Source organism: Pseudomonas mohnii (genome assembly GCF_900105115.1).
In the GTDB taxonomy this organism is placed as follows: domain Bacteria; phylum Pseudomonadota; class Gammaproteobacteria; order Pseudomonadales; family Pseudomonadaceae; genus Aquipseudomonas; species Aquipseudomonas mohnii.
This window is the reverse complement of sequence record NZ_FNRV01000001.1, coordinates 2,629,014-2,654,671: the sequence shown is the minus strand read 5'-3', so window position 1 is coordinate 2,654,671 and position 25,658 is coordinate 2,629,014. Positions and strand designations below refer to the sequence as shown.

The window sequence follows — 25,658 nt, the reverse complement described above, 5'->3', positions numbered from 1 at the left end:
GTCGTTTTAGTGCGCTCGCGTGCGGTGGCGGCGCACCACGAAGGGACGAGGGCGGGGCGGTGGTGCGAAGGGATGCGTCATTGTGGTGCTGCCGCGTGGCGGCAGCGGTGATGCAGAAAGCTTCAGTTGGGGCCGGGAAATGAGTCGACGTATTGGATCTTGAAATCGGGGAAGGAATCGACGATCTGGATTTTGTAATCCGGGAAGCTGTCGACGGTTTTCCACTTGCCTGGCGAGTCCGGGAACGAGTCGACCTGCTGCACCTTCAGGTCGGGAAAGGAGTCCACCACCTGCACCTTGTAGTCCGGGAAGCTGTCGACGAACTGGATCTTGCCGTAGATCTTCGAGACATCGACGGTGGTATCGGCCCATGCGGCGCTGGCGCCGAATACCAGCAACGACAGGAAAACAGATTTCAACATGAGGCTCATCCTGAGGGTCGTGAGATGCGCAGTGTAAGGAATGTTGAGTCCTGGTGGAATGAGCCTACAGGGATCAGCGGCGGCGCATGAGGCCGATGAAGAACAGCCCGCCGATGGCCGCAGTGGCGACGCCAATGGGCAGGTCTTCCGGGGCAATGAGGGTACGGGCGGCGACATCGACCCAGACCAGAAACACGCTGCCAAGCAACACGCACACCGGCAGCAATCGCCGATGCTCCGCCCCGACCAAACGCCGCGCAATGTGCGGCACCATCAACCCGACAAAGCCGATGGACCCACTGATCGACACCAGCACCCCGGTCATCAGCGAGGCAATCACGAACACCCGTAGCCGGATCGTTCGTGCATTCAGCCCCAGCGTCACGGCGGTTTGTTCACCGGCCATCAACGCGTTCAACGGGCGAGCCATGCCGAGCAGCAACAGCAGCCCCAGCAGAACGCTGGCAGCCGGCACCGCGAGCAATTCCCAGCGCGCCAGGCCGAGCCCGCCGAGCATCCAGAACATCACCGCCGAACTGGCGCGGTGATCGCCCATGAACAGCAGCAGATTGGCCATCGCCATCATCACGAATGACACCGCGACGCCACACAGCAGCAGGCGATCGCTGTCCAGCCGACCGTTGCGGTTGGCGATCATCAGCACCAGCAGCATGCTCGACAAGGCGCCGATAAACGCCGCGATGGGCAACGTCAGCAGGCCGACGATTTCACCCACATGCAACACCACGATCACCGCTCCCAGGGTGGCGCCCGAGGTCACGCCGAGCAGGTGGGGGTCGGCCAGCGGATTGCGCGTCACCGCTTGCAGCACCGCGCCGATCAACGCCAGCCCGGCACCGACCAGTGCACCGAGCAACATCCGTGGCACGCGAATCAGCCAGACGATGTGTTCCTGCCCGGTGCTCCAGTCGGGTACGCCGAGGCCGCAGAGCTTGTGCAGCAGAATCCGCCAGACGACGTCCAGCGGCACCCGCGCCGGGCCGAAACCCAGTGACACCACAGCCGACACCAGCAACAGCGTGCCGAGCGCGATCAGCAACCAAGGGTAGTGACGGTTAATCATTCGCCGTGAAAACCCTTGGCCAGGGTGGCGACGGCCAGCACGTTATCGATTCCCGGCGTGGCCTGCACGTAAGGAATGACGATGAAGCGCTGGTGCTTGATCGCGTCCACCGATTGCAGGGCTTTGTTGTTGAGCAGAAACCGGATCTTTTGATCGGCGGTGATCTCGCTGTAGTCGACGATCACGATCACCTGGGGATTGCGTTCGACCACGTTCTCCCAGTTGACCCGTGTCCAGCTTGCCTCGACATCGTCGAGCACATTTCGCCCGCCAGCGGCGTCGATCAGGGCTTGCGGCATACCGAGGCGGCCCGAGGTCATGGCCCGGTCTTCACCGCTGTCGTAGAGGAACACGCGTGGTTTTTCGGCGGGCAGACCCTGGCGGATCTCGGCGACTTGCGCCTGCATGGCGCCGATCAAGGCGTTGGCGCGATCCTGCACGTCGAAGATTTTGCCGAGGTTGCGCAGGTCGTTGTAGGTGTCCTCCAGCGTGGCCGGCGGGCGCTTCATCACGAAGGCGCAGGACTCGGTCAGCTCATAGACATTGATGCCCAATGGCTGCAGCGTTTGCGGCGTGAGGTCGCCGCCCACGCGCATGCCGTAGTCCCAGCCGGCGAAGAAGAAATCGACGTTGGCATTGAGCAGGGTTTCCACCGACGGGTACTTCGCCGCCAGTTCCGGCAAGCCATCAAGAAGGGTCTGCATGTCAGGCGTTACCGCCTTCCAGCCGGACACACCGCTGTACCCGGCCATCTGTGGCTTGAGGCCGAGGGCGAGCATCATCTGGGTCATGTTGATGTCATGGCTGACCGCGTGTTTTGGCGCCTGCTGGAAGGTCACCTCGCGGTTGCAGCTCTGAATGGTCAACGGGTAGTGCGTGGCCTCGGCCAAGGCGTGGGCGCTGCCCAGCAGTAAAACGAGGGTGAAACTGCGGCGCAGCAGGGAGCGCAAAATCATGGTCGGGTTATCCAGGTCATTTGTGGGTAGCCGTGCAAGGGGTGTTCATCGATCAGTGCTTCGACGCCGAAAACGTTACGCAACAGCGCGGCGTTGAGGACTTCTTTGGGCGTGCCGCTGGCGACGATGCGGCCGTGATTGATCACGTACAGTCGATCGCAAAAGGCGGCGGCCAGATTGAGGTCGTGGATGCTGGCCAACGTGCCGATCTGCAGGCGCTTGACCAACCTCAACAGCTCAAGCTGATAGCGCGGGTCGAGGTGATTGGTTGGCTCGTCGAGGATCAGCAATTGCGGCTGCTGGGCCAGGGCCCGGGCGAGGATCACACGTTGTTTTTCACCGCCGGAGAGGGTGGAGAAGGCATGGTCCTCGAAGCCCTTGAGGCCGACTGATTCCAGGGCCTGGGCCGCGAGATTTCGGTCTTCGAGGGAGTCGCCATCGAACAGGCCTTTGTGGGGCGTACGACCCATGGCGACCACTTCGTTCACGGTCAGGCCGAACGCATCGGGGAATTCCTGCAGGACCACGGCGATGCGTTGCGCGCACCAGCGTGAGGATTGCTTCCAGACGTTGTGATGCTCGAGCCGGACTTCGCCGCCCTGCGGTTTGCTGAAGCGCCAGGCGCAACGCAACAGGCTGGTCTTGCCGCTGCCGTTGGGGCCGATCAAGCCGACGAACTCACCGGCAGCCACGTGCAGCGAAGCATCACGCAACTGGAACTGGTGATGACAGTGGCCCTGGCCCAGGGGCGACCAGGTGATGTTGTTGAGGTGAAGCGAGGTCATGCCGCTACTCTTGAGGCGAAGCTTATGGCCTCTTCGCTGGCAAGCCAGCTCCCACAGGTGTTGTGCAAATTCTGTGGGAGCTGGCTTGCCAGCGAAGGGGCCCGAAAGAAAACCCGGAACTGCCAGGGTGATGCGCGGGGCAGTCTACAGTGCTGACAACCCCGCGCATCTCGCCTGTCTCAAGATGAAGATGAGGCCGACTCAGTTTGCCGGTTCAAGCGCGAAAACAGCACGCGATCCAGCACCCAGATCACCACCAACGAGGCACCCACCAACGGAAAGGCCACGGCCAACGCGAACATGATGACCATCGCGGTTTTCCATTTCGGCAGGTCGTGACGCAGCGGCGGAACCCCGAACTTGCCTTGTGGGCGACGCTTCCACCAGATCACCACGCCACTGACGGCGCTGAGCAGGATCATCAGGCAGATCAGCAGCACAATGATCTGATTGAACACCCCGAACATCTTGCCTTCGTGCAACATCACGCCGATTTCCGTGGCGCGGGCAACGGTGCCGTATTGTTCAAAGCGCACGTCGGCGAGGACCTTGCCGGTGTACTGATCGACATGCAGGGTGGCGTCATTGCGCGGGTCATCGGCGAACACGGCGATGGTGAACACCCCTGTGGCGGTGGTCGGCAAGGTGATGCTGTAACCCGGCTCGACCTTGCGTTGCACGGCGATGTCCTGCACGTCTTGCAGGCTGATGGCCGGTGCCGCAGGGCCAGCTTGCGCGCCGCCATGGGCCATGTGCTCGGCATGGTCACCGGACATCGGCATCGGCGTATTTTCCATGGCCCACGGCACGGTCTGGCGCGTGGCGCTGTTGAGGCTGCGGGCCTCGACGTCGGACTTGGGGACGTCATCCCACATCGCGGCGGGGAACACGTTCCATACTTCGGCGTATTGCTTGCCCCAGAACCCTGTCCAGGTCATGCCGCTGAGCAGCATCACCAGGAGCAGCGAGGCCCCCCAGAACCCGGTCACAGCGTGCAGATCGCGCCAAAGCACCCGTCCGCGACTGTTCAGGCGTGGCCACAGAATCCCCGCCGCCTGGCCGCGCGGCCACCACAGGAATACCCCGGAAACCACCAGTACTACGCCCCAACCGGCCGCCAGTTCGATGAGTCGGTCACCCACGGTGCCGATCATCAGCTCGCCATGAATCGCACGGGCGATGGCTTGCAGGTTCTTCTTGGCATCTTGCTCGCCGAGGATGTCGCCGTGGTACGGGTCGACGAATACATTCAGTTCGTTGCCGCCATTGAGCACGACGAACTGGGCACTGCGTTCGGCGTTGACCGGTGGCAGGTACTGCTTGATCGTTCCTTGTGGATACGCGTCTTTCACGCGCTTGAGCAGGTCGTCGGCCGGGACGGTGTGATGGCCGGCGGGGACGTTGAGCAGGCTGCTGTACATCAATGAATCGAGTTGCGGCTTGAACAGGTAAATCGTGCCGGTCAGGGCCAGCATCACCATAAAGGGGGCCACGAACAGGCCGGCATAGAAGTGCCAGCGCCAGGCCAGGTTGTAAAAATTCACTTTGGGCTGTTTCATCGTGTGTGCTCCGCTTGGCTTGGATCTTTTTGTTGTCTGTTACGGTTGCTGCGCAACCGATCGCGAGCAAGCTCGCTCCCGCAGGGGGAGCGGGTTGCCCTCGAGGGTTAGAAGCTCATATCCACCTTGGTCCAGAACGTGCGCCCGGGCTCCTTGATGGCTTGCGGGTCATTGGCCGGGTAACCGAAACCGGCGTTGCCCGCCAGGTTCAGGTGTTCGGCGTACGCCTTGCCGAACAGGTTGTCGACGCCAGTACTGACCTTCCAGTTCTGGTTGATCCGGTAGGCGCCGTTGAGCGAGAACACGCTGAACCCCGGGGTCTTGTCGAAGTCCTTGCCGACGACATTGCCTTTGTTCTGGTCGATGCGGTTTTGCGCGGCGACCACTCGCCACAGTGCACCGGCGCTCCAATTGTCTTCGCTGTAAGTCAGGCCGAAACGTGCGTCCAGCGGCGGCATTTGCGGCAACGCACTGCCATCGCTGCTGTTCTTGCCCCAGGCGTAGGCCAGGGTTGCGTCGGCTTTCCAGTGGTCGGTGAGCTTGTAGGCCGCGCCCAATTCACCGCCCATGATTCGCGCGTCGATGTTCTCGGCTTGCGAGGTGGTGCCCATCATTCCCGGCGTGTAGTCGAACAGAATGTAATCACGCACCTGACCGACATAAGCCGAGGCCCAGGCTTCGAGCGCTTCGGTCTTGTATTGCAGGCCGACGTCGAGTTGGGTGGTTTTCTCCGGTTTGATCGAATCGAAGGCGTTCACCGAACCGGCAGGACCGGAGTTCGGCGAAAACAGCTCCCAGTAATCCGGGAAACGCTGGGTATGCCCGAGGCCCGCGTACAGCGTGGTCGGGCTGTCAGCCAGATCGTGTTCATAACGAATGAAGCCGCTGGGCAGGGTGTCGGCGCGGGTGTCGTCGGCGGTCGGATTGGGCCGGGTCATCATGCCGGAGCCGGTGGTTTGCCGGTAATCCTTGGCCGAAGCACGGTCCAGGCGTGCGCCGCTGATCAAACGGTCACGCTCGGCGGCATACCAGGTCAGCTCGCCGAACACTCCGTAGTTATGGAAGTCAGCGTCCTTGGTGTAGGGCAGGTTCTGGTAGGTGTCGACACCCATGGCGCTGCGTTGGCGGTGTTCGTTGGTCTGCGCATCGATGCCGCTGATCAGCTGCACATCGGCCCAGTGCCAGGTGGCCTTGATGCGGGCGCCGAGGGTGCGGCGGTCGACGTTAGAGGCCATGGGGCCGGCCATCATGCCGGTGCCGGACGGCGTGCGCAGGGTGTAGTTGTCCATCACGTGGTCGGCGTAGTTGTAGTAGACCTGCGCCTCGAGCTTGTCCAGGACGTCACTGATGTTGGACTTCTCGAAGCGCAGGCCGAGGCTTTCGCGCTTGAACTGCGAACCGTCCATGCCGCGCCCGGCGTAACGGGCCTCGCCGTCGCCCTTGCCGGCGGTCAGTTCCAGCAAGGTATCGGCGTCCGGGGTCCAGCCGACAGCGACGTCGCCGTTCCATTTGTCGTAGCGCGACGCGACGGTGTCGTTGTTGCCGTCTCGATAATCATCGGAGTGCGCGGTGTTGCCGATGACGCGCACGTATCCCAGCGGCCCACCGGCAGCAGCGTCCACCAGCTTGTCGAACCGGCCGTTGGAACCGGCCAGCACGCTGGCATTCACCCGGGTGCCGAGTTCGCCGAAACGTTCCGGTTCACGGTCGAACAGGATGGTGCCGGCCGAAGCGCCAGGCCCCCAGAGCACGGTTTGCGGGCCTTTGATGACGGTCAGCTTGTCGTAGGTTTGTGGAGAAATGTACGAGGTGGGTGCATCCATCCGGCCGGGACAGGCGCCGAGCATCATGCCGCCGTCGGTGAGGATGTTCAGCCGTGAGCCGAACATGCCGCGCAGGACCGGGTCGCCATTGGTGCCGCCGTTACGCACCATGGCGAATCCGGGGATGGTTTTCAGGTAGTCGGCACCGTCGCTGGCCGGCACCGGTTGGCGCGGCTCCTTGGGGTTGGTGACGATGGTCAGCGGTGAACTCGGTGCAACGGCGGTGATGACCGTCGGGCTCAGTTCTTCAACATGATTGGCGTGTTCATCGGCCAGCGCCACCGGCGCCAGAAGGGCTCCGCAAAGGATGGCGGTGGCGTGCCTGAAGCGAATGCTGGCTTCGTTCAGGGTAAAAGAGGCCTGGGCAGAGCTCAAGCGTGAGTCAGCAGAAAACCTGGACATGACAATTTCCATCGAACAGTCGTAAACGACACGGCCGACAACCTGCGCAATCCCTGTGGGACCGAGCTTTGGTTGTCTTGCGGACGTGTGAAATCAGTGGTGGGTGTTTACGCGAGGACGGGCGGGGCGCGGGTGCGAGCACCGGGGAAGAAGGGTTGCCGGGCATGGCCCAGGCGTGGGGAGGGTGTGGTGAAAGTATTGACGGGCGGAGTGTCAAATGCGGTGAATGACACGCCACCGGTGAGCGCCGGGCAGTTGAACAGCAGGCTGCAATAGCCGCATTTTTCCCAGAGGACATGATGCCCGGCTTGTGGCGGGCAGTGCTCGGCGGCGGGTTGCGCACCGTGTTCGGCGTGCTCCATTGCCGACATGTCCATGCTCATGTCCATCGACATGCTCATGGACATGGCCGCACGCGAATCCATCGGCATCGACTGAGATATCAGCGGACCGATGAAAATCATCAGCATGGCGAACAGGCTGATCCAGCTGCCGCGTGTCAGGCTCAATGGCTGACGACGTGACCTGGATGACCTGGCGCTAAGCGCGCGCATGGGCGTTTTCAGCTCAGGCGATTACGGGGTATGCGCGTGTGCTGGCATGCCATCCGGCGCCTGCTTCTGCACCGTGACGTCGACCTTCACGTCACCGGCCTTCTCGAAGTGCAGGGTCATCGGGAACCGTTTGCCGTCAGTGAGCAGGCTGCGGTCTTTCAGGTTCAGGAGCATCACGTGATAGGCCATCGGCGCAAAAGTGACCTCGCCGCCAGCGGGGATCTCCACGCTCGGTACGTGCTGCATTTTCATCATGTCGTTTTGCATGACGTGCTCGTGCAACTGAGCTTCGCCTGCAATGGGGGTATCGGCGCTGAGCAGGCGGTCGGCGGTTTTGCCTTGGTTGTGAATCACGAAGTACGCCGCAACGGTCGGCGCATTGGGCGGCAACTCTTGCGACCAGGGGTGGGCGATTTCCAGTTCGCCAACTTTGTATTCGTGGGCATTGGCAAAGCAGGCAGGCAGCAGCAACGCGGCCAGAACGAGGAATTTGTTCAACATGGCAGTTCTCCGGAACGATTCAAAACGCAGTTCAATTGCGAGAAGGAATCACACCAGAGGGGAAGCGCGGGGATTGAGACTTGGCCATTGCTGGCGCGGCGTCGGGGTGTTGAGGGACGACGGAGGCAAGCTGCGATTGGATTCGAAACTGGCGAAATACAGCTGCGGTTCATGCCCTGGCAGCGCCACCAGCGGCGCGGAACCGGAGCAACACCAGCAATGCTGCATATTGGAGTGTTCGTCGTTTTGCGGTGCCTTCTGCTCAATCTTGCCCAGAGAAATTGCCACCATTTTGGTGCCGCTGGATGAACAGAAACTGCCCCACAACACTTGTTCGGCAGGTGCTGTGGTCGTCTGCGCCATCGCTCCGGACATCGGCATGGCGAGCATGTTGAACAGCACTGCGAAGCAGGCTATCCAGGCAATTGCGAGCCGGTGTCGGGACATGGAGAAAATCCGTTTGGGTGGGCGATCAGGCGCGGGCTATTTAGCCTGATCAGGGCCGATAAGTAAAAAGGCTGCGTGCGGTTTGGTGTCGCAGCCAAGTTCGCTTGTTTCTTATGCTGTCAGTGCGCACGCACCGCATGTACTTGCATATCTACTCCAAGCGTAGCGCGAATGACCGCGAATATCGCAGCCAGGTTGTCCATGCTCGGATTGCCTTTGGCAGATAGCATCCGATGGAGACTTTTGCTGGGCTTCGCTGTTCCCTTTGCCAGTTCTTCGAAACCTACAGTGGCGTTAACGAGGTCACGCAGAATGATCCTGGCCATTTCAGGTTCACCATTGAGAAACAGGGTAGCAGCCTCATCCAACAATGCTTGGGCGAACTCGGGATCACGCTGGGCGCGCTCGGCGATCGTGTGTTTGTAGCTTCGGGTTAGCGCCATGACTCTATCTCCGATTTCGTTGAGCTTTTTTTCGGGTCCGAAATTCGGCTATCAGTATTTTTGCCTGTTTGATGTCGGTTTTTTGCGTGGACTTGTCGCCTCCACCCAAAAGGATGATCAGGCGTTTCCCTTCTTGAACAAGGTAGATCCTGTAGCCGGGGCCCCAATTGATTCGATATTCGCCGAGACCTTCAAACCACTTGATGTTGGATGTATTGCCTAGCTCCAGTCTGAGCAATGCATTGGAAACCTTTAGCGCTGCCTGAGCATTCAAGGTGGAAAACCAGCGCCCAAAGGGGCTTGATTCGTTGTCCTGCACGTATTCTTCGAGTGTGATCACAGGCGGCCTTGAAGGTAACAAATAGGTTACTGTTCATGCAAGCCAATGATCCTGCCTTACTGAGCGCAGGCCGCCAACGCATCAAGTGTTTCCTCGAGCGACAGAAACTCCCGCTCAACCCCCGGCAACACCGGCCGCTTCAACACCAGCACCGGCACCCCACGTTCCCGCGCCACTTCCAGCTTCGGTTCGGTGGCGGTGCTGCCGCTGTTTTTGCTGATCAGCACGTCGATCTGCCGGCGTTCGAACAGCACACGCTCATCCTCGATCAGGAACGGCCCGCGTGCACCGATCACTTCGCAGCGCTCGTTGCCGGGATAAACGTCCAGTGCGCGCAGGGTCCAGAATTGATCCGGCGGGATTTCCTCCAGGTGCTGCAGGGGCTCGCGTCCGAGGGTAAACAGCGGTCGCCGGAAGGGTTTGAGTGCCTGGATCAGTTCGGCCCAGTCGCTGACTTCGCGCCAGTCATCCCCGGGCTGTGGTTGCCACGCCGGACGCCGCAGCGCCCAACAGGCGATGCCACTCAAGCGGGCGGCGGTCGCGGCGTTTTGACTGATTCGGGCGGCGTAGGGATGGGTGGCGTCGAGCAGCAGATCAATCCTTTCATCGCGGATGAACTGCGCCAGGCCCTCGGCACCGCCATAGCCGCCAACACGAACCTGGCAAGTCAGATCCGTCGGCACCCGACCGACACCGGCCAGGCTGTAGATGTGCTGTGGCCCCAGGGTTCGGGCAATCGCCAGGGCCTCGGTGACGCCACCGAGCAACAGCAGGCGTTTCATTGGAAGGCTCCCGCATGGCCAACAATCCCGCCTTGGCGATCGATGGCGAACACTTCGACCTGAACCTGCGCCGGCACCACGCTGCGGGCAAAGTCCAGGGCATGCCGGCACACTTCATCGCCGAGGGCGATCCCGGCGGCGCTGGCCATGGCCAACGCTTGCTGACTGGTGTTGGCTTCGCGGATGCTTTGCTGCAGCGCCGCGTCGGCGCCAACCGCTGCCGCCCATTCGGCCAGTTGTGGCAGGTCGATGCTCGAATGCCGACTGTGCAAGTCCATGTGCCCGGCCGCCAGCTTGCTGATCTTGCCGAAGCCGCCACAAAGGCTGAGTTTTTCCACCGGCACTTTGCGCAGGTGCTTGAGCACGGCGCCGACGAAGTCACCCATTTCGATCAAGGCAATTTCCGGCAGGTTGTAGACCCGACGCATCGTGTCTTCGCTGGCATTGCCGGTGCACGCGGCGATGTGCAGGTAACCGTTGGTCCTGGCGACATCGATGCCCTGATGGATCGAGGCAATGTACGCCGCGCAGGAAAATGGCCGGACGATGCCGCTGGTGCCAAGAATCGACAGACCGCCGAGAATCCCCAGGCGCGGGTTCATGGTTTTCAGCGCCAGTTCCTCGCCGCCTTCGACGTTCACCGTGACCTCGAAACCGCCGCCGTAGCCGAATTCATCGGCCAGTCGGGTCAGGTGATCGGTGATCATTTTGCGCGGCACCGGGTTGATCGCCGGTTCGCCGACGCCCAGCACCAGCCCTGGCCGGGTGACGGTGCCGACACCGCGTCCGGCCTTGAAACTGACACCCGGTTCGCCGATGAGGCGTACCCGGGAGTAGAGCAAGGCGCCGTGGGTCACGTCAGGATCATCGCCAGCGTCTTTGATGGTGCCCGCTTCGGCGCCGTCCTCGGTCGTGCGGCAAAACTCCAGGCGCATCTGCACCTGTTTGCCTTTGGGCAAGATGATCTCCACGGCATCCGAGCTCACCCCGCTGAGCAGCAGGCGAGCCGCCGCAAGGCTGGTTGCCGTCGCGCAACTGCCCGTGGTCAGACCACTGCGCAGGGGGGCGGGTTGTTCGGCGGTTTCGTCACGCATCGAGAGGCTTCGTCACATCCAGCAAGGTAATGGGCAACGCCTGACGCCAGGTATCGAAGTCGCCCAGCGGTTGCGCCTGGGCGATATGAATCCGCGTCAGGTCTCCGCCGTGCCGGTCGCGCCAGGCCATCAGGGTCATTTCACTTTGCAGCGTGACCGCGTTGGCGATCAGCCGGCCGCCGGGTTTGAGGGCGGCCCAGCAGGCGTCGAGCACGCCTTCGCGGGTCACGCCGCCGCCGATGAAAATCGCGTCCGGTCGCTCCAGCCCGGTCAGGGCTTGCGGGGCACTGCCGCGAATCAGTTGCAGGCCGGGGACGCCGAGGGCATCGCGGTTGTGTTCGATCAACTGCTGCCGCCCTGCATCGGCTTCGATGGCTAGCGCCCGGCAGCTTGGGTGGGCGCGCATCCACTCGATGCCGATTGATCCGCTGCCGGCACCGACGTCCCACAGGAGTTCGCCGGGGACCGGGGCCAGACGGGCGAGCGTGACCGCGCGTACATCGCGCTTGGTCAGTTGGCCGTCATGTTTGAACGCCGAGTCCGGCAAACCGGCCAATCTTGACAGGCGTGGCGTATCGGACTCGGCGATGCAGTCGATGGCAATCAGGTTCAGGTCGGCAATCGCGGGATCGCTCCACTCGCTGGCAATGCCGTCGATCCGCCGTTCTGCGGGGCCGCCCAAGTGTTCCAGCACGCTGAGGCGACTGGGGCCGAATCCGCGATCACGCAGCAGTGCGGCGATGGCGGCGGGGCTGCCCCCGTCGTTGCTCAGGACCAACAAGCGCACGCCGCTGAACAACTGCGCATTGAGGGCGGCGACGGGGCGGGCCACCACCGATAACGTCACGACCTCCTGCAAGGGCCAGCCCATTCGGGCGGCGGCGAGCGAGCAAGAGGAGGGGGCTGGCAGAATTTGCAGGTCGTCGCTGGCCAATTGTCGGCTGAGACTGGCGCCGACCCCGAAAAACATCGGATCGCCACTGGCGAGAACACACACGGGCTCACCGCGCAGGGCCAGCACAGGCTCGATGGAAAACGGGCTCGGCCAGCTCTGGCGTTCGCCCCGAATGCACGCCGGCAACAGGTCCAGGTGCCGCTGACCGCCGAAGATCCGTGAGGCATGCAACAGGGCGTGCCGGGCGTTCTTGCCCAGGCCTTTGAAACCGTCTTCACCGATGCCTACTACCGTCAGCCAGGGGGCCATGCCGTTCCTCTTCTGTAAACCGAAGCCAAATCACTCTGCGCAACCTGCGTCGACTCACGCAGGTTGCGCATCATAACGCGGCGGCGAATGCATTCGCCTGTGGCAGCATGCGAAATCGTTGTTGATGGTGATAGAGGTGTTAATCGGGGGGGGATTTAATTTTATTGATGACGCTTTCTCAGGTCGAATCTCTTCATTCTGATTTCGAGCCGCTTTTTCTCGATCATTGATCTTTTGCTTTCAAGTATTCTTTTATCCAGTTTAAGGCTGGCTCGATGCTGGATGATTGTTGCGGGCTGTTCTTCCCAGCTCCAGAATATAAAACTGTTCTTTTTGGCGTTGGCTACCAATTCCAGATTGAACACTGCAACTTCAAGAAAGCCTTTTGAATCATACCGCACAGGGATAACCTGAAAGCGCTTGCCATTAAGGCTTTCCTTATCCAGTGAGGCGATCGCCGGATTGTCCGGTTTCAACGCGTCGAGGGTGTCGATCATGGCGTTCCCTTGTCGGGAGTCGGGCATGCGCTGTGCGCTCTGAATCAGAAAATCCGCGATGCTCGTCGAGATGTCGTATCGCGTGCGAGTGAAGATGGCGTCCTGAAAGACAGACCAGCCAAAAAAATTCAGCGTCACTACATACTCATGTAACCATTTTTCCGAATCGGTAAAGCGGCTGCTGACCAGGTCCGCGGAATGGGTGGCTATTTGTGTGCAAAAGGTAAAATCATCGTAATCCGCTGGAGAGAGTTCACTGATGCATGAAATAAGATTGGGGCCGGTTAATGTTCCGGAGGGTTTGTCCATAACCATACACTGCTCCTTGTAGGTGGTGTTTGTGTTGTGATGCGTGGCTTTAATGGTTGATGAAACTACAAAGAATCATCGGTAGTTGAAATGATGGCGGGTTATAAATTTGATTCTTGCTGTTAAGCATTTTCGTGGCGTTATTGCCTGATTGAATTGCCCCTGTGCAATACAGGCTCGAACAGCGCAAACCGGCCCCTGGATCGCTTTTCGTCGTCAATCTGCGCGGGCTTTTCATCCGGCCAGACAAAGCAGGCATAATGCTGCCCTTCATCTCGTACCGGTCATCCTGTGAATCCACATCAGAAACCCACCCTTTTGCGCCCTTCGGCCTGTCCCGGGTTGTTGCGGGTCGTCCAGGCATTGGACGGTGGTATCTGCCGGATCAAACTGAGCGGTGGCTCGATCAAGGCCCGGCAGGCGATCTCCGTGGCAGATGGCGCCGAACGATATGCCGCTGGGGTGATCGAGGCGACCAACCGCGCCAACCTGCAGATTCGCGGGATTGGCAGCGAAACGGCGGCGTTGATCGACAGCTTGCTCGCCGCTGGATTGGGGCCGAGCCATGCCGAGGGCGATGATGTACGCAATCTGATGCTCAGCCCGGCCGCCGGGATAGACCCTCAGATGTTGTTCGACACCCGCGCACTGGCGGAACAGGTGCTGGACACGCTGCAAACTCATGCGCGCTTCCACGATCTGAGCGCCAAGTTTGCTGTGCAAATCGATGGCGGCGAAGCGCTGGCAATGCTGGAACACCCTCATGATCTGTGGCTGAGCGCGACAGAGCAGGATGGCACCCAATGGCTCGTCTTCGGCCTGGCCGGCACCCCCATGGATGCTGCGCTCGGTGCGGTGAGGCTGGACGATGGTCATGCATTGGTGGTGGCGGTGCTGGAGTTGTTTCTTGAACTCGCACGACCCGATCAGACGCGAATGCGCCACTTGTTGGCCGAATACCCGGTCGCCACGTTCCTCGCCCGGCTGCAGGCGCAGTTGCCAATCAACCCCGTTATTGGCTGGCAACGCCGCGTGAGCCCGGACTTTCTGCACATTGGCGCGCACTCACAGGCACAGGCGAGCCTGGTGTACATCGGCGCCGTACCGCCGCTGGGCCGACTGACCCCGGATATGCTCCGAGGCGCGTCGCAACTGGCGCAAGCGTTCGGCGATTCGAGCCTGCGTTTCACCCCTTGGCAGAGTTTGCTGCTGCCCAATATCCATGAGGAAAACGCCGCTGAAGTCATTCGGCGCCTGGAGTCATTGGGCTTGTTATGCGCAAGCGCTCAGCCATTGTCCCGATTGATCGCCTGTACCGGATCCAGCGGTTGCGGCAAAGGCCTGGCCGACACCAAGGCGGACGCGTTGCAACTGGCTGCTTTGCTGCAACGCCATGGGCATGCATTGAAGGTGCACTTGAGCGGTTGCTCACGATCCTGTGCTGCCGCGCATATTGCTCCGGTCACTTTGCTGGCCGTGACTCCCGGTCATTACGACCTCTATTTTCGCGATGCAGCGCAGCCGGGATTCGGCGCCTTGCACGCACGCAACCTTACTATCGACGCGGTCGGCGCCTTGCTCGACGCCCGCTCACGGAGCCCCCTAGATGCTTGATTACATCCGCGACGGTCAGGAGATCTATCGCAATTCCTTCGCGATCATTCGCGCCGAGGCCAACCTCGCGCGAATCCCGGCCGATCTGGAAAAACTCGCGGTGAGGGTGATTCACGCCTGCGGGATGGTCGATGCCATCGACGGTTTGCAGTTTTCCGAAGGCGCGGGCAAGGCCGGACGCGATGCGCTGGCGGCCGGTGCGCCGATCCTGTGTGATGCGCGGATGGTCTCCGAAGGCGTCACCCGCGCGCGCTTGCCGGCGAACAACCCGGTGATTTGCACCCTGCGCGATGAAAGCGTTCCGGAGCTGGCCCGTGAGTTGGGCAACACCCGCTCCGCCGCCGCGCTGGAGCTGTGGCGCCCGCATCTGGAAGGCAGCGTGGTGGTGATCGGTAATGCGCCGACCGCGCTGTTCTATCTGCTGGAAATGCTCGACGCCGGGGCACCGAAACCAGCGCTGATCCTCGGCTTCCCGGTGGGCTTCGTCGGGGCCGCCGAATCGAAGGCAGCGCTTGCCGCCGACAGCCGTGGCGTGCCCTTCGTCATCATGCAAGGCCGGCTGGGCGGTAGCGCCATGGCCGCGGCCGCCGTCAATGCCCTCGCCACGGAGATCGAATGATGCAGCAACCAGGACGTTTGATCGGCCTCGGCGTCGGCCCGGGTGATCCTGAACTGATTACCGTCAAAGCCCTGCGTCTGCTGCGCGAATCGCCGGTGGTGGCGTACTTCGTCGCCAAGGGAAAAAAGGGCAATGCGTTTGGCATCATCGAGGCCCATTTGCAGGATGCACAAACCCTGCTGCCGCTGGTTTACCCGGTGACCACCGAGGCACTGCCCGCGCCGCTGTCGTATGAGCAAGTGATCAGCGACTTCTACGATACCGCTGGCGAACAACTGGCCGCGCACCTGGATGCCGGTCGAGATGTGGCAGTGATCTGCGAAGGTGATCCGTTCTTCTACGGTTCTTACATGTACCTGCACGATCGCCTGGCCGAGCGCTATGACGCCGAAGTCGTGCCGGGCGTGTGCTCGATGCTCGGCGGTGCTTCGGTACTCGGGGCGCCGCTGGTGTATCGCAATCAGAGCCTGTCGGTGTTGTCCGGTGTATTGCCGCACGATGAACTCAAGCGTCGCCTGGCCGATGCAGACGCGGCGGTGATCATGAAGCTGGGGCGCAACTTCCCCAAGGTCCGCCAGGTTCTGGAAGAGCTCGGTCTGGCCGAACGCGCGCTGTACGTCGAGCGCGCGACCATGGCCAATCAGAAAATCGTCCCGCTGGATGAGGTCGAGCCGATGTCTTCGCCGTATTTCTCGCTGATCATCGTTCCCGGCGAAAGGTGGCAAGGCTGATGCCCCGTCCAGTTCCGGCGATTGTCATACTCGGCAATGGCAGCCTTGCGACCGCGCGCAAGATTCAACAACTCTACCCGGATGCGCTGATCCACGGCCTGGCCGAACGGGTTGAAGGCGCGGACTGTCTCTATCGCGAGTTCGGTGCGACGTTGCGCGATCTATATCGGCAAGACACGCCGATCATTGCATTGTGCGCGGCCGGGATCGTGATTCGCACACTGGCGCCGCTGCTACTGGAAAAGGGCAGTGAGCCGCCGGTGCTGGCCGTGGCTGAAGACGGCAGCGCAGTGGTGCCGCTGCTCGGCGGCTTGGGCGGGGTGAATGTGTTGGCGCGAGAGATCGCTGCTCATCTCGAGGTAGCGGCTGCGATCACCACCAGTGGCGAGCTGCGTTTTGGCACTTGCCTGCTTAATCCACCCAGCGGCTATGCCTTGGGTGACCTGGAGCTGGGCAAGCGTTTCGTCTCCGATTTGCTGGCCGGTGAAACGGTGCGCATCGAAGGTTCGGCGCCCTGGCTGGCGCAGGCGCAGTTGCCTGAGGACGGGCAGGCGCGGTTGACCGTTCATGTCGGCCATGCCGAGCGAGCGGTTGCGGCCAATGAACTGCTGATCTATCCACGTTGCGTGGTGGTCGCGGTAAGGCCCGGCGTTGCGGATTTGCCGAAGGTGATTGGTGATGTTTTGCGTCAGGCCAATATTGCCCGGCAATCGCTGGCCTGCCTGTTGGCTGCCGACACGGAAATGGCTGACCCGGCTCTGCGTGAAGCCGCACTCGAATTGGGTGTCCCCCTGCGTTTTTCCAGCGCGGCTGGAACGCTCAGCGAGCTGGCCCGCGATGCCATCGGGCAGGCTGTTTCCATCGCTGGCGATGAAACCATCAGCGTAGCGATCGCCGAACAGCCAGTGGACCCGCTGCAGATCGGCCGACCTCGCGGGCGCCTGGCGGTGATCGGGCTGGGGCCCGGTGCGGCCGAGCTGATGGTCCCGGCGGTGAAGGCCGAACTGGCGCGTGCCAACGATGTGCTGGGTTATGAAACCTATGTGCGCATGGCCGGACCCTTCCGTGCCGATCAGGTGCTGCATTGCACCGACAACCGTGAGGAAATGCAGCGCGCTCGCCACGCCTTCGAACTGGCGGCCCAAGGGCGGTCGGTGGTGGTGGTGTCGTCCGGCGATCCGGGTGTCTTTGCCATGGCTGCCGCCGTGCTGGAAGCGCTCGACGAGTCCACGGACGTCCATTGGCACAACGTCGATCTCGAGATCCTGCCGGGCGTTTCCGCGTCGCTGGCAACTGCCGCACAAGCAGGCGCACCGCTGGGTCATGACTTCTGCGTGTTGTCGCTGTCGGACAACCTCAAGCCCTGGTCAATCATCGAAAAGCGCCTGGATCTGTCGGCCCAGGCGGACCTGGCCCTGGCGTTCTACAACCCGATCTCGCGCTCGCGCCCGTGGCAGTTGGGGCAGGCGCTGGACATCGTCGCCAGGCATCGCACACCTGAAACGCCAGTTGTGCTGGGGCGCGATATCGGTCGCCCGGGTCAGACCTTGCGGGTGACGACACTCGGGCAATTGACTGCCGATCAGGTGGACATGCGAACGATGGTGCTCATTGGCTCCTCGACGACTCGTGTGATTCCTCGCCCGGACGGTAGTACCTGGGTGTACACGCCACGTAGCTACGGCGATAAGCTCAATCCCGCCCGATAATAACTGCTTCATCTTTTTGTATCGAATAACCCCGGATCGCCCGAACTATTGTTCGGTGGCGGTCCGGTTGGTTTTGTGAGCTTTTTGTTGTGGTCGTAATTGTGTGCGTGATTATTTGATGCGCGCTACATATGTTGTATTTAGTTATGGTTGTTGGTTGAGTGTGGTCGCGTTAGATTTGATTCGCTCCGGGAGGGAGCGGTTTTTAATAAATAAAAGGATATTATTGTGAGTGAGTTTGAAAGTTCTTTAAGCGGTTCTGACCGTATCGATCTGGTAAGGGCGCGCGTTGAAAGGCGCAAAAACGCCGTGGCAGGCAAGCGGCTTAAAAGGTCGGTGCCGTCGACGGTTGCAACGAGTCCAACAAAAGAGCTGGATGCACTGGTGCTCGGCAATAGCCTGATTGGTTATGGTGACAAGATAAGCATTGAGAACATGGCGATTATCGAGAACTTGATCACCATGTCGAAAATGGAGGCTAATTACGAAGTTCCAGGCAATAAAGATCCCAAGGCCTGGTATCACGCCTTTACGACGTGCATGGAAGACCTGGGATGTTTTGTTCCAGATAAAGGCTACTCGAAGTACAGCGCAACGTCGCTGAAGTTGGAAATCGATAATGTCATGGTTGATATTGTCCGGGCTGCCGTCGAGGCGGCCAAAGCGGCCTTCCCAGGCGCCGCGGTGCTTAGTGCGGTCGCGAACTCTACATTGGACGCACTAAAGAAAGAGCCTGAAGCCATCAACTTGCTGAATATAGGGGCGAAGAGTGCTGAAGGCGTACGCTTGTCAACGATTCCCTGCGAACAAATGTCGAATGGAATTATCCTGGTTGCGCTAGCCGCTGTTGATCATCAGGGTGGAGGCCGTGAGGGGGGCGTGCTGTTTGTCGACTGGAAAACTTCCTCGCTGGATATTTTTCACGGGAAGTCGTTCGTAACCTTCAATCCTGCCCGATATGCGGAAATAAGGGCGGACATTGAAGAGTATCTTGGCGAGCATCGAAAGGAAATTTTGGTCAAGCGTTTCAGGCGTCGCAAGTAACACGAAAGGGTCAGAGGCATCTGCTGCCTCTGGCCCGTCTAAAAAATGGCTCGTTGATTGATGCTGGCGTTATCTCTCCCGAGTGAAGTCTCGGATAGGGCGGTGCCAGTCAAGGAATCAGATAGCCCTTGACCCCGGTGAAAATAATCTGCGCCGCCAACGCACACACGAACAACCCCATCAACCGGCTGACGATCTGCAATCCCTGGTCGCCGAGAATGCGCTCGATATGATTGGCCAGGTACAGCACCACGCCGACCGTGAAACTGGCCAGGGCAATACTGAGGATTGCGGTGAGCTTGTCGTCCCAGTGCGGCTGGCTTACACCCATGACCAGCAAGGCACCGATGGTGCCGGGGCCGACCGTAAGCGGGATGGTCAGCGGGACGATGGTCACGTCCTGTTGCACGTTGTCGGTTTGCACTGCCGACTTGCCTTGCGCCATGCCGAGTGCCGAGATGAACAGCACGCTACCGGCACCGATGCGGAACGCATCCACAGTGATGCCGAAGACGCTGAAAATCACTCTCCCGAACAGGTACAGCAAGACGCTGGAAACCAGCGTGGCGATTGCCACTTTCCAGGCCAGGCGACGCTGTTCCTTGCGCGAGTAACCGCGGGTGAGACTGATGAAGCAGGACAATACGAAGAACGGGCTGTAGAGCACCAGCATCTTCAGGTAAACACTGAACAACACGTGAAGCATGGTGCAGGCTCACTGGCGAGGGAAGTCGAGGAGGGGAGTCTATCAGGCGTTGCGGGGTCTGTCGGCTCAGGACGTTGGGGTCGTGGCGCGGTCTTGTTGATCACGCTGGGCAACCCAGTGTTCGATCAGTTCGCGCAATTGCGACAATTCGACGGGTTTGGCCATGTGTCCGTCCATGCCGGCCTGGCGCGCGCGCTCCTTGTGCTCGGCGAGAATGTGCGCGGTCAATGCCACCACGGGCGTGCGAGTGCGCTGGTTGCCGACTTCCCAGGCACGCAATTGCTGGGTGGCCGAGAAGCCATCGAGGACCGGCATCTCGCAATCCATCAGTACCAGGTCATAACGCTGGGCCTTCATGGCTTGCAGGGCTTCTTCGCCATTGCTGGCGGTGTCCGGTTGCAGGTTGAGCTTGCCCAACATGCCGCGGATGACCTTGGTCGAGATGCTGTTGTCTTCGGCCACCAGAATGCGGAAATCGCTGGGGACCTTGATCGGCAGAGGTGGACCCAATGGCTGCTGCATCACGGCGAGGCCCTTGTTGCGCTGGGTCAACTCGTCGGCCAGGGTTGTCTTGAGGGTGTAACCGGCCACGGGTTTGGCGAGGATGCGTTTGATTCCTGAGTTGCGTGCGATGATCTTGCTCGGCGCATTGCTGATGCCGGTGAGCATGATCAGCAGGATGTCATGGTTCAGGCTCGGGTCTTCCTTGATCTTGGCGGCCAGTTGCATGCCGGTCATGCCGGGCATGTTCTGGTCCAGCAGGACCACGTCGAAGTAGTCGCGCAGGTGCGCCTTGGTGCGCAGTAAGGCCAGCGCTTCCTTGCCGGAGGGTACGGCGCTGACGTTCAGGCCCCAGGCGCTGCATTGCTGCACCAGCACTTTGCGGCAGGTGTCGTTGTCGTCCACCACCAACACCCGTGCGCCCTGCAACGGACCGTCGAGGTCGGAAGTCGGGTGCTCGAGACGGTCAGGGTCCAGCGGCAAGGTCAGCCACAGTGTGCTGCCCTGGTTGGTGCCACTCTTGATGCCGAACTCGCCGTGCATCAGGCGAATCAACTGACGGGCAATGACAAGGCCCAGATTACCGCCCAGCCGGTTGGTCGAGAGGAAATGCTTGCTGTGCAATTCGGCGTGCATCAGCGCGTCACGCTCTTCAGCGTCCATGGGTTCGCCGCTGTCCTGTACGGCAATGCGCAGGCGTGGTTTGGGACTGCGTTCGTCGAGCGCGACGACGATCAGGATTTCGCCTTCATCGGATTTTTTAAGGGCGTTTTCAACCAGGCTCAACAGGGTCTGGCGCAAACGTGTCGGATCACCGCTGATGACCCGCGGCACTTGAGGCTGGATGAAGCTGATCAATTCGACGTTCTGCTGTTCGGCCTTGGCGCGGAAGATGCTCAGGCAGTCTTCGATCAGGGCGTTGAGGTCGAATTGCACATCGTCCAGTTCGATCTGTCCGGATTCGAGCTTGGAGATGTCGAGAATTTCGTTGATCAGCGTCAGCAGTTCGTTGCCGGCGCTATGGATCGTCTGCACGTAGTCGCGCTGCTTGACCGAAAGTGGCGTGCCCAGCAACAGCTCGGTCATCCCCAGTACGCCGTTCATCGGGGTGCGGATCTCATGGCTGATCTTCGCCAGAAACTCTGCCTTGGCGTTGATTTCGGCGTTGCTGGCGGCCAGGTCGCGACTGATGCTGAAGCGGTCTTCGGTGATGCTGCGCTGGCGCTCGCTCAAGGCGATGCTCATCAGCAGGCCACTGATGCAAATGAATGCCAGCAGGGTGGTGATCAGGCCATGGGGTTCGATGTGGGTCAGCCCCAGCAGGGCAGGCAGGATGATCAGTATGCCGAGGTTGAACACCACCATGGCGGCCACGAACAACCGCGCCGGGCGATAGCCTTTCTGCCAGTGGAAGGCGCTGACGAACAGCATCGTCAAGCCTGCAAGGGCCATCAGTCCGTAGGTGATGAAGTTCAACGGCAGCGTGTTGACGAACAGCAGTAGCAGCCCTGAGATCGCGATCAACAGAATTTCGCCCGCGATCACTTTGTTCAGCGGGTGGAAACCGAGGGGGGCGAAGAAGCGTAGCGCAAACATCAGGCCACAGGGTGCCGTCAGCAACAAGGCGAGGTACGCGCCAGGGGTTTGCACCGCTTGCCACTCCGCAAGCCAGGGGCCGGCCAGGTTCAACAGCAGGACCAGGCTGAGTATCAGGCAGCCTTCGGATGCCGCCAGCCACAGGCTGCTGCGTGAACGGGTGTATGCGTAACGGATGAGGTTGTGCAGGATCATCATGCCAATGCAGCCCAACAGCAGGCCGTAGATCAGCGTCTGGCTCTGGTTGGCTGCGGTCATGACCGCTGATTGCAAGGTGATGTAAGGGCGTAGCTGGTGTTCGGAAACCAGCCGCAGGTAAACGTCGAGAGGCTTGTTGCTTTGCGGCAACGGCAGCATCAGGTCGCTGCTGGGCAAAGGTCGATCGGTATTGATTTGTTCGCTGCCGGTCTTCGATTGCTCGATCAGCTTGTCGCCGTCCAGCACATACATGTTGAAGTGCAGCAAATCGGGTGCGAACACCCGGAGCAACTGTTCATGCTTGCCGGGAGCAAGCCGGAACCGCAGCCAGAGTGCGCCTTCGGGCTCGGCGGCGGTGAGCTCATCGAGTTCGATAGGGCTGAATTGATTGGTATAGCGTGTGGAACGGATGTCGCTCAGCTGCAGGTCGCCCTGTTCGTCGAGCAAAACGGACCAGCCGCTGCCTTGTGCGGCCTGAGCCGTAAGCATGCAGAGCAAGGTCAGCAGAGTGACGGTAAAACCTATGGCAATCCTGAGCCAGCGCACGGCGAAATCCCTTCGTAGGTTGATGCCAGAATATAACTATGCGCGGCGCCGGAATAGTCAGGCAAGGGCTCGAAGCCCTTGCCCGGCTGAATGGGTAGCTTATTCCTGATTTTCGCCACGCTCGCGGGCAATGGCACGGTAGCCAATGTCCTTGCGATAGAAACAGCCTTCCCAATCAATGTTGGCTGCCAGCTTGTATGCCTGCTGTTGAGCGGCATCGACGCTTGCGCCCATGGCGGTGGCGCACAGCACCCGACCGCCGGCCGTCACGACTTGTCCGTCCTTGAGTGCAGTACCGGCGTGGAAGACTTTGCCTTCCAGTGTCGCGGCTGCATCCAGACCCTTGATGGCCGCGCCTTTGGCGTAGTCACCTGGATAGCCGCCAGCGGCCAGAACGACACCGACGCTCGGACGTGGATCCCATTGCGCTTCAACTTTGTCCAGCGCCTGGGCCAGGGCTGCTTCGACCAGCAGTACCAGGCTCGACTGCAGGCGCAGCATGACCGGCTGGGTCTCAGGGTCGCCGAAACGGCAATTGAATTCGATAACTTTTGGGTTACCAGCCTTGTCGATCATCAGACCGGCATACAGGAAACCAGTGTAGACGTTACCTTCCTCGGCCATGCCGCGAACCGTCGGCCAGATCACCAGGTCCATGACGCGCTGATGCACTTCGTTGGTGACCACCGGAGCAGGGGAGTAGGCACCCATGCCGCCCGTGTTCGGGCCGGTATCGCCGTCACCGACGCGTTTGTGGTCCTGGCTGGTGGCCATCGGCAAGACGTTCTTGCCGTCAACCATGACGATGAAGCTGGCTTCTTCGCCGTCCAGGAACTCTTCGATCACCACGCGGGAGCCGGCGTCGCCGAAAGCGTTGCCCGCCAGCATGTCGCGTACGGCGTCTTCGGCTTCGGCCAGGGTCATGGCAACGATCACGCCTTTACCGGCGGCAAGGCCATCGGCCTTGATCACGATTGGCGCGCCTTTTTCACGCAGATAAGCCAGGGCTGGCTCGATCTCGGTGAAGTTCTGGTAGTCGGCGGTCGGGATCTTGTGGCGAGCCAGGAAGTCCTTGGTGAACGCTTTCGAACCTTCCAGTTGAGCGGCACCGGCGGTCGGGCCGAAGCAGTCGAGGCCGCGGGAGCGGAACAGATCGACGACACCAGCGACCAGCGGTACTTCAGGGCCGACGATGGTCAGGGAAACGTTTTTCTCGGCAAAGTCCGCAAGTTGCTCAAGCGCCAGCACATCGATGGCGACGTTCTCGCACTTGGCTTCAATGGCGGTGCCGGCGTTGCCCGGAGCCACGAAAACCTTCTGCACACGCGGATCCTGAGCGACTTTCCAGGCCAGGGCGTGTTCACGGCCACCGCTGCCAATGATCAAAACATTCATTTCAAAAACCTCGGATGACGCTAATTCTGTTGAGCACCGCAGAGGTGCTTTTCTGTGGGAGCTGGCTTGCCGGCGATGCAGGCAACTCGGTTTATCAGCTAAGCCGAGGGGATGCTATCGCTGGCAGGCCAGCTCCTACAGTTGATCGAGTAATCAGTGACGGAAGTGGCGCATGCCGGTGAATACCATTGCAATGCCGGCTTCATCCGCCGCAGCGATCACCTCAGCATCACGCATCGAGCCGCCTGGCTGGATCACCGCAGTGATACCGGCCTTGGCCGCATTGTCCAGACCATCGCGGAACGGGAAGAATGCGTCGGAAGCCATTACCGAACCGGCTACCTGCAAGCCAGCGTGTTCTGCCTTGATCGCGGCGATACGTGCCGAGTTCACGCGGCTCATCTGGCCAGCGCCGACACCGATGGTCTGACGGTTCTTGGCGTAGACGATGGCGTTGGATTTAACGTACTTGGCGACTTTCCAGGCGAAGATCAGGTCGTGGATTTCCTGTTCGGTCGGTGCGCGTTTGGTCACGACTTTCAGGTCGTCGGCGCTGATCATGCCGATGTCGCGGCTCTGCACCAGCAGGCCACCGTTGACGCGTTTGTAGTCCCAGGCCGCCGCGCGGTCAGCCGACCACTCGCCGCAGGCCAGCAGGCGTACGTTGGCTTTGGCGGCCACGATGGCGCGGGCTTCTTCGCTGACGCTCGGGGCGATGATGACTTCGACGAACTGACGCTCGACGATGGCTTTGGCGGTCTCGGCATCCAGCTCGCGGTTGAACGCGATGATGCCGCCGAAAGCGGATTCGGTGTCGGTGGCGTAGGCCAGGTCGTAGGCCTTGCGGATACCGCCTTCGGCGTCCGGGCTGACGGCCACGCCACACGGGTTGGCATGCTTGACGATCACGCAGGCTGGCTTGACGAAGCTCTTCACGCATTCCAGCGCGGCATCGGTGTCGGCCACGTTGTTGTACGACAGTTCCTTGCCTTGCAGCTGGGTCGCGGTGGCGATGCCGACTTCGGCAGGCTTGGCTTCCACGTAGAACGCCGCGCTCTGGTGCGGGTTCTCGCCGTAGCGCATTTCCTGGGCCTTGATGAACTGGCTGTTGAAGGTGCGCGGGAATTCGCTGCGACCTTCAGTGCTGAGGGTATCAGCGGCCTGGTTCACGGTGCCCATGTAGTTGGCGATCATGCCGTCATAGGCAGCGGTGTGTTCGAAGGCCTTGAGCATCAGGTCGAAACGCTGGGCGTAGGTCAGGCCACCGGCCTTGAGGTTTTCCAGGACGCCGGCGTAATCGCTGGCGTTGACCACGATGGCCACGTCTTTGTGGTTCTTCGCTGCCGAACGAACCATGGTCGGGCCGCCGATGTCGATGTTTTCGATCGCGGTCGGCAGGTCGCAGCCTGGCTTGTTGATGGTGGCTTCGAACGGGTAGAGGTTAACTGCTACCAGGTCGATCGGCTTGATGCCGTGCTCGTTCATGATGGCGTCGTCTATACCGCGACGACCCAGGATCCCGCCGTGGATTTTCGGGTGCAGGGTTTTCACCCGACCGTCCATCATTTCGGCAAAGCCGGTGTAATCAGCGACTTCCACTGCGGCAACGCCGTTGTCCTGCAGCAGCTTGAACGTCCCGCCGGTGGAGAGGATCTCGACGCCCAGTGCTTCAAGTTCTTTGGCGAATTCGAGGATCCCGGTCTTGTCGGAAACGCTGATCAAGGCGCGGCGGATCGGCAGGCGGGTAGTCTGGTCGGTCATTTCAATTTCCATCAAAAGCAAAGGAGTCAGCAAAAA

General features: G+C 60.8%; 24 protein-coding genes. 5 read left to right on the top strand and 19 right to left on the bottom strand.

From position 1 onward, the window contains the following. Positions 1–122: 122 nt before the first annotated feature. From BLV61_RS12385 to BLV61_RS12315, 15 genes are all read right to left on the bottom strand, one after another. Positions 123–422: a 7(1) septoil knot domain-containing protein gene (locus tag BLV61_RS12385; RefSeq protein ID WP_090465349.1), complete on the bottom strand. Its 300-nt coding sequence runs from the start codon at positions 420–422 to the stop codon at positions 123–125. A 73-nt stretch (positions 423–495) separates the two neighbouring features. Continuing rightward, a complete protein-coding gene (locus BLV61_RS12380) occupies positions 496–1,506 on the bottom strand; it encodes a FecCD family ABC transporter permease (RefSeq protein ID WP_090465345.1) in 1,011 nt (336 codons plus the stop codon). Continuing rightward, positions 1,503–2,462, bottom strand: a complete 960-nt coding sequence (locus tag BLV61_RS12375; protein WP_090465341.1) for an ABC transporter substrate-binding protein — start codon at positions 2,460–2,462, stop codon at positions 1,503–1,505. The genes BLV61_RS12380 and BLV61_RS12375 overlap by 4 nt, the downstream gene beginning before the upstream one ends. Beyond that, on the bottom strand, positions 2,459–3,247 hold the full coding sequence (locus BLV61_RS12370; RefSeq protein ID WP_090465339.1) for an ABC transporter ATP-binding protein: 789 nt from the start codon (positions 3,245–3,247) through the stop codon (positions 2,459–2,461). Before BLV61_RS12370 ends, BLV61_RS12375 begins: the two co-directional genes overlap by 4 nt. Before the next feature lie 179 nt (positions 3,248–3,426). Then, complete coding sequence (locus BLV61_RS12365; protein WP_090465335.1) at positions 3,427–4,806, bottom strand: PepSY-associated TM helix domain-containing protein; 1,380 nt, start codon at positions 4,804–4,806, stop codon at positions 3,427–3,429. Positions 4,807–4,913: 107 nt separating this feature from the next. Further along, on the bottom strand, positions 4,914–7,031 hold the full coding sequence (locus BLV61_RS12360) for a TonB-dependent copper receptor (RefSeq protein ID WP_090465331.1): 2,118 nt from the start codon (positions 7,029–7,031) through the stop codon (positions 4,914–4,916). A gap of 107 nt (positions 7,032–7,138) precedes the next feature. Then, positions 7,139–7,585, bottom strand: a complete 447-nt coding sequence (locus BLV61_RS12355; protein ID WP_090465328.1) for a DUF2946 domain-containing protein — start codon at positions 7,583–7,585, stop codon at positions 7,139–7,141. 21 nt (positions 7,586–7,606) lie between these two features. After that, positions 7,607–8,086: a copper chaperone PCu(A)C gene (locus BLV61_RS12350; RefSeq protein ID WP_090465325.1), complete on the bottom strand. Its 480-nt coding sequence runs from the start codon at positions 8,084–8,086 to the stop codon at positions 7,607–7,609. 48 nt (positions 8,087–8,134) lie between these two features. Beyond that, on the bottom strand, positions 8,135–8,533 hold the full coding sequence (locus BLV61_RS12345; protein WP_047536932.1) for a DUF2946 domain-containing protein: 399 nt from the start codon (positions 8,531–8,533) through the stop codon (positions 8,135–8,137). Positions 8,534–8,652: 119 nt separating this feature from the next. Beyond that, on the bottom strand, positions 8,653–8,976 hold the full coding sequence (locus BLV61_RS12340) for a helix-turn-helix domain-containing transcriptional regulator (protein WP_047536935.1): 324 nt from the start codon (positions 8,974–8,976) through the stop codon (positions 8,653–8,655). 4 nt (positions 8,977–8,980) lie between these two features. Then, positions 8,981–9,316 (bottom strand): type II toxin-antitoxin system RelE/ParE family toxin, encoded by a 336-nt coding sequence (locus BLV61_RS12335; protein WP_047536938.1) that lies wholly within the window; start codon positions 9,314–9,316, stop codon positions 8,981–8,983. Positions 9,317–9,372: 56 nt separating this feature from the next. After that, the gene (locus BLV61_RS12330) at positions 9,373–10,098 is read right to left on the bottom strand and encodes a cobalt-precorrin-6A reductase (RefSeq protein WP_090465322.1); all 726 of its coding nucleotides are present in this window, start codon (positions 10,096–10,098) and stop codon (positions 9,373–9,375) included. Further along, positions 10,095–11,192, bottom strand: a complete 1,098-nt coding sequence (locus BLV61_RS12325) for a cobalt-precorrin-5B (C(1))-methyltransferase (protein ID WP_090465319.1) — start codon at positions 11,190–11,192, stop codon at positions 10,095–10,097. The genes BLV61_RS12330 and BLV61_RS12325 overlap by 4 nt, the downstream gene beginning before the upstream one ends. After that, entirely contained in the window at positions 11,185–12,396 is a 1,212-nt protein-coding gene (gene cbiE, locus BLV61_RS12320) for a precorrin-6y C5,15-methyltransferase (decarboxylating) subunit CbiE (protein ID WP_090465315.1), read from the bottom strand. The genes BLV61_RS12325 and cbiE overlap by 8 nt, the downstream gene beginning before the upstream one ends. Before the next feature lie 161 nt (positions 12,397–12,557). After that, complete coding sequence (locus BLV61_RS12315; RefSeq protein WP_090465311.1) at positions 12,558–13,208, bottom strand: hypothetical protein; 651 nt, start codon at positions 13,206–13,208, stop codon at positions 12,558–12,560. A gap of 285 nt (positions 13,209–13,493) precedes the next feature. On the opposite strand from BLV61_RS12315, the gene cobG reads away from it, so the two are divergent. From cobG to BLV61_RS12290, 5 genes are all read left to right on the top strand, one after another. Further along, positions 13,494–14,816, top strand: coding sequence for a precorrin-3B synthase (gene cobG / locus BLV61_RS12310; protein ID WP_090465308.1), 1,323 nt, complete (start codon positions 13,494–13,496; stop codon positions 14,814–14,816). Next, positions 14,809–15,435: a precorrin-8X methylmutase gene (locus tag BLV61_RS12305; RefSeq protein WP_047536952.1), complete on the top strand. Its 627-nt coding sequence runs from the start codon at positions 14,809–14,811 to the stop codon at positions 15,433–15,435. Before cobG ends, BLV61_RS12305 begins: the two co-directional genes overlap by 8 nt. Next, on the top strand, positions 15,435–16,166 hold the full coding sequence (locus BLV61_RS12300) for a precorrin-2 C(20)-methyltransferase (protein ID WP_167361838.1): 732 nt from the start codon (positions 15,435–15,437) through the stop codon (positions 16,164–16,166). The genes BLV61_RS12305 and BLV61_RS12300 overlap by 1 nt, the downstream gene beginning before the upstream one ends. Continuing rightward, positions 16,166–17,875: a precorrin-3B C(17)-methyltransferase gene (gene cobJ, locus BLV61_RS12295; protein WP_090465302.1), complete on the top strand. Its 1,710-nt coding sequence runs from the start codon at positions 16,166–16,168 to the stop codon at positions 17,873–17,875. The genes BLV61_RS12300 and cobJ overlap by 1 nt, the downstream gene beginning before the upstream one ends. Before the next feature lie 228 nt (positions 17,876–18,103). Continuing rightward, positions 18,104–18,919 carry a hypothetical protein gene (locus BLV61_RS12290; protein WP_244159864.1) on the top strand — a complete coding sequence of 272 codons (816 nt, stop codon included), beginning with the start codon at positions 18,104–18,106 and terminating at the stop codon, positions 18,917–18,919. Between the two features lie 109 nt (positions 18,920–19,028). On the opposite strand, the gene BLV61_RS12285 is transcribed toward BLV61_RS12290, so the two are convergent. From BLV61_RS12285 to purH, 4 genes are all read right to left on the bottom strand, one after another. After that, a complete protein-coding gene (locus BLV61_RS12285; protein ID WP_047536956.1) occupies positions 19,029–19,625 on the bottom strand; it encodes a MarC family protein in 597 nt (198 codons plus the stop codon). A gap of 66 nt (positions 19,626–19,691) precedes the next feature. Then, complete coding sequence (locus BLV61_RS12280; RefSeq protein WP_090465299.1) at positions 19,692–22,466, bottom strand: hybrid sensor histidine kinase/response regulator; 2,775 nt, start codon at positions 22,464–22,466, stop codon at positions 19,692–19,694. A gap of 99 nt (positions 22,467–22,565) precedes the next feature. Continuing rightward, a complete protein-coding gene (gene purD / locus BLV61_RS12275; RefSeq protein ID WP_090465296.1) occupies positions 22,566–23,861 on the bottom strand; it encodes a phosphoribosylamine--glycine ligase in 1,296 nt (431 codons plus the stop codon). A 153-nt stretch (positions 23,862–24,014) separates the two neighbouring features. After that, positions 24,015–25,622: a bifunctional phosphoribosylaminoimidazolecarboxamide formyltransferase/IMP cyclohydrolase gene (purH, locus tag BLV61_RS12270; RefSeq protein ID WP_047536964.1), complete on the bottom strand. Its 1,608-nt coding sequence runs from the start codon at positions 25,620–25,622 to the stop codon at positions 24,015–24,017. Positions 25,623–25,658: the final 36 nt, after the last annotated feature.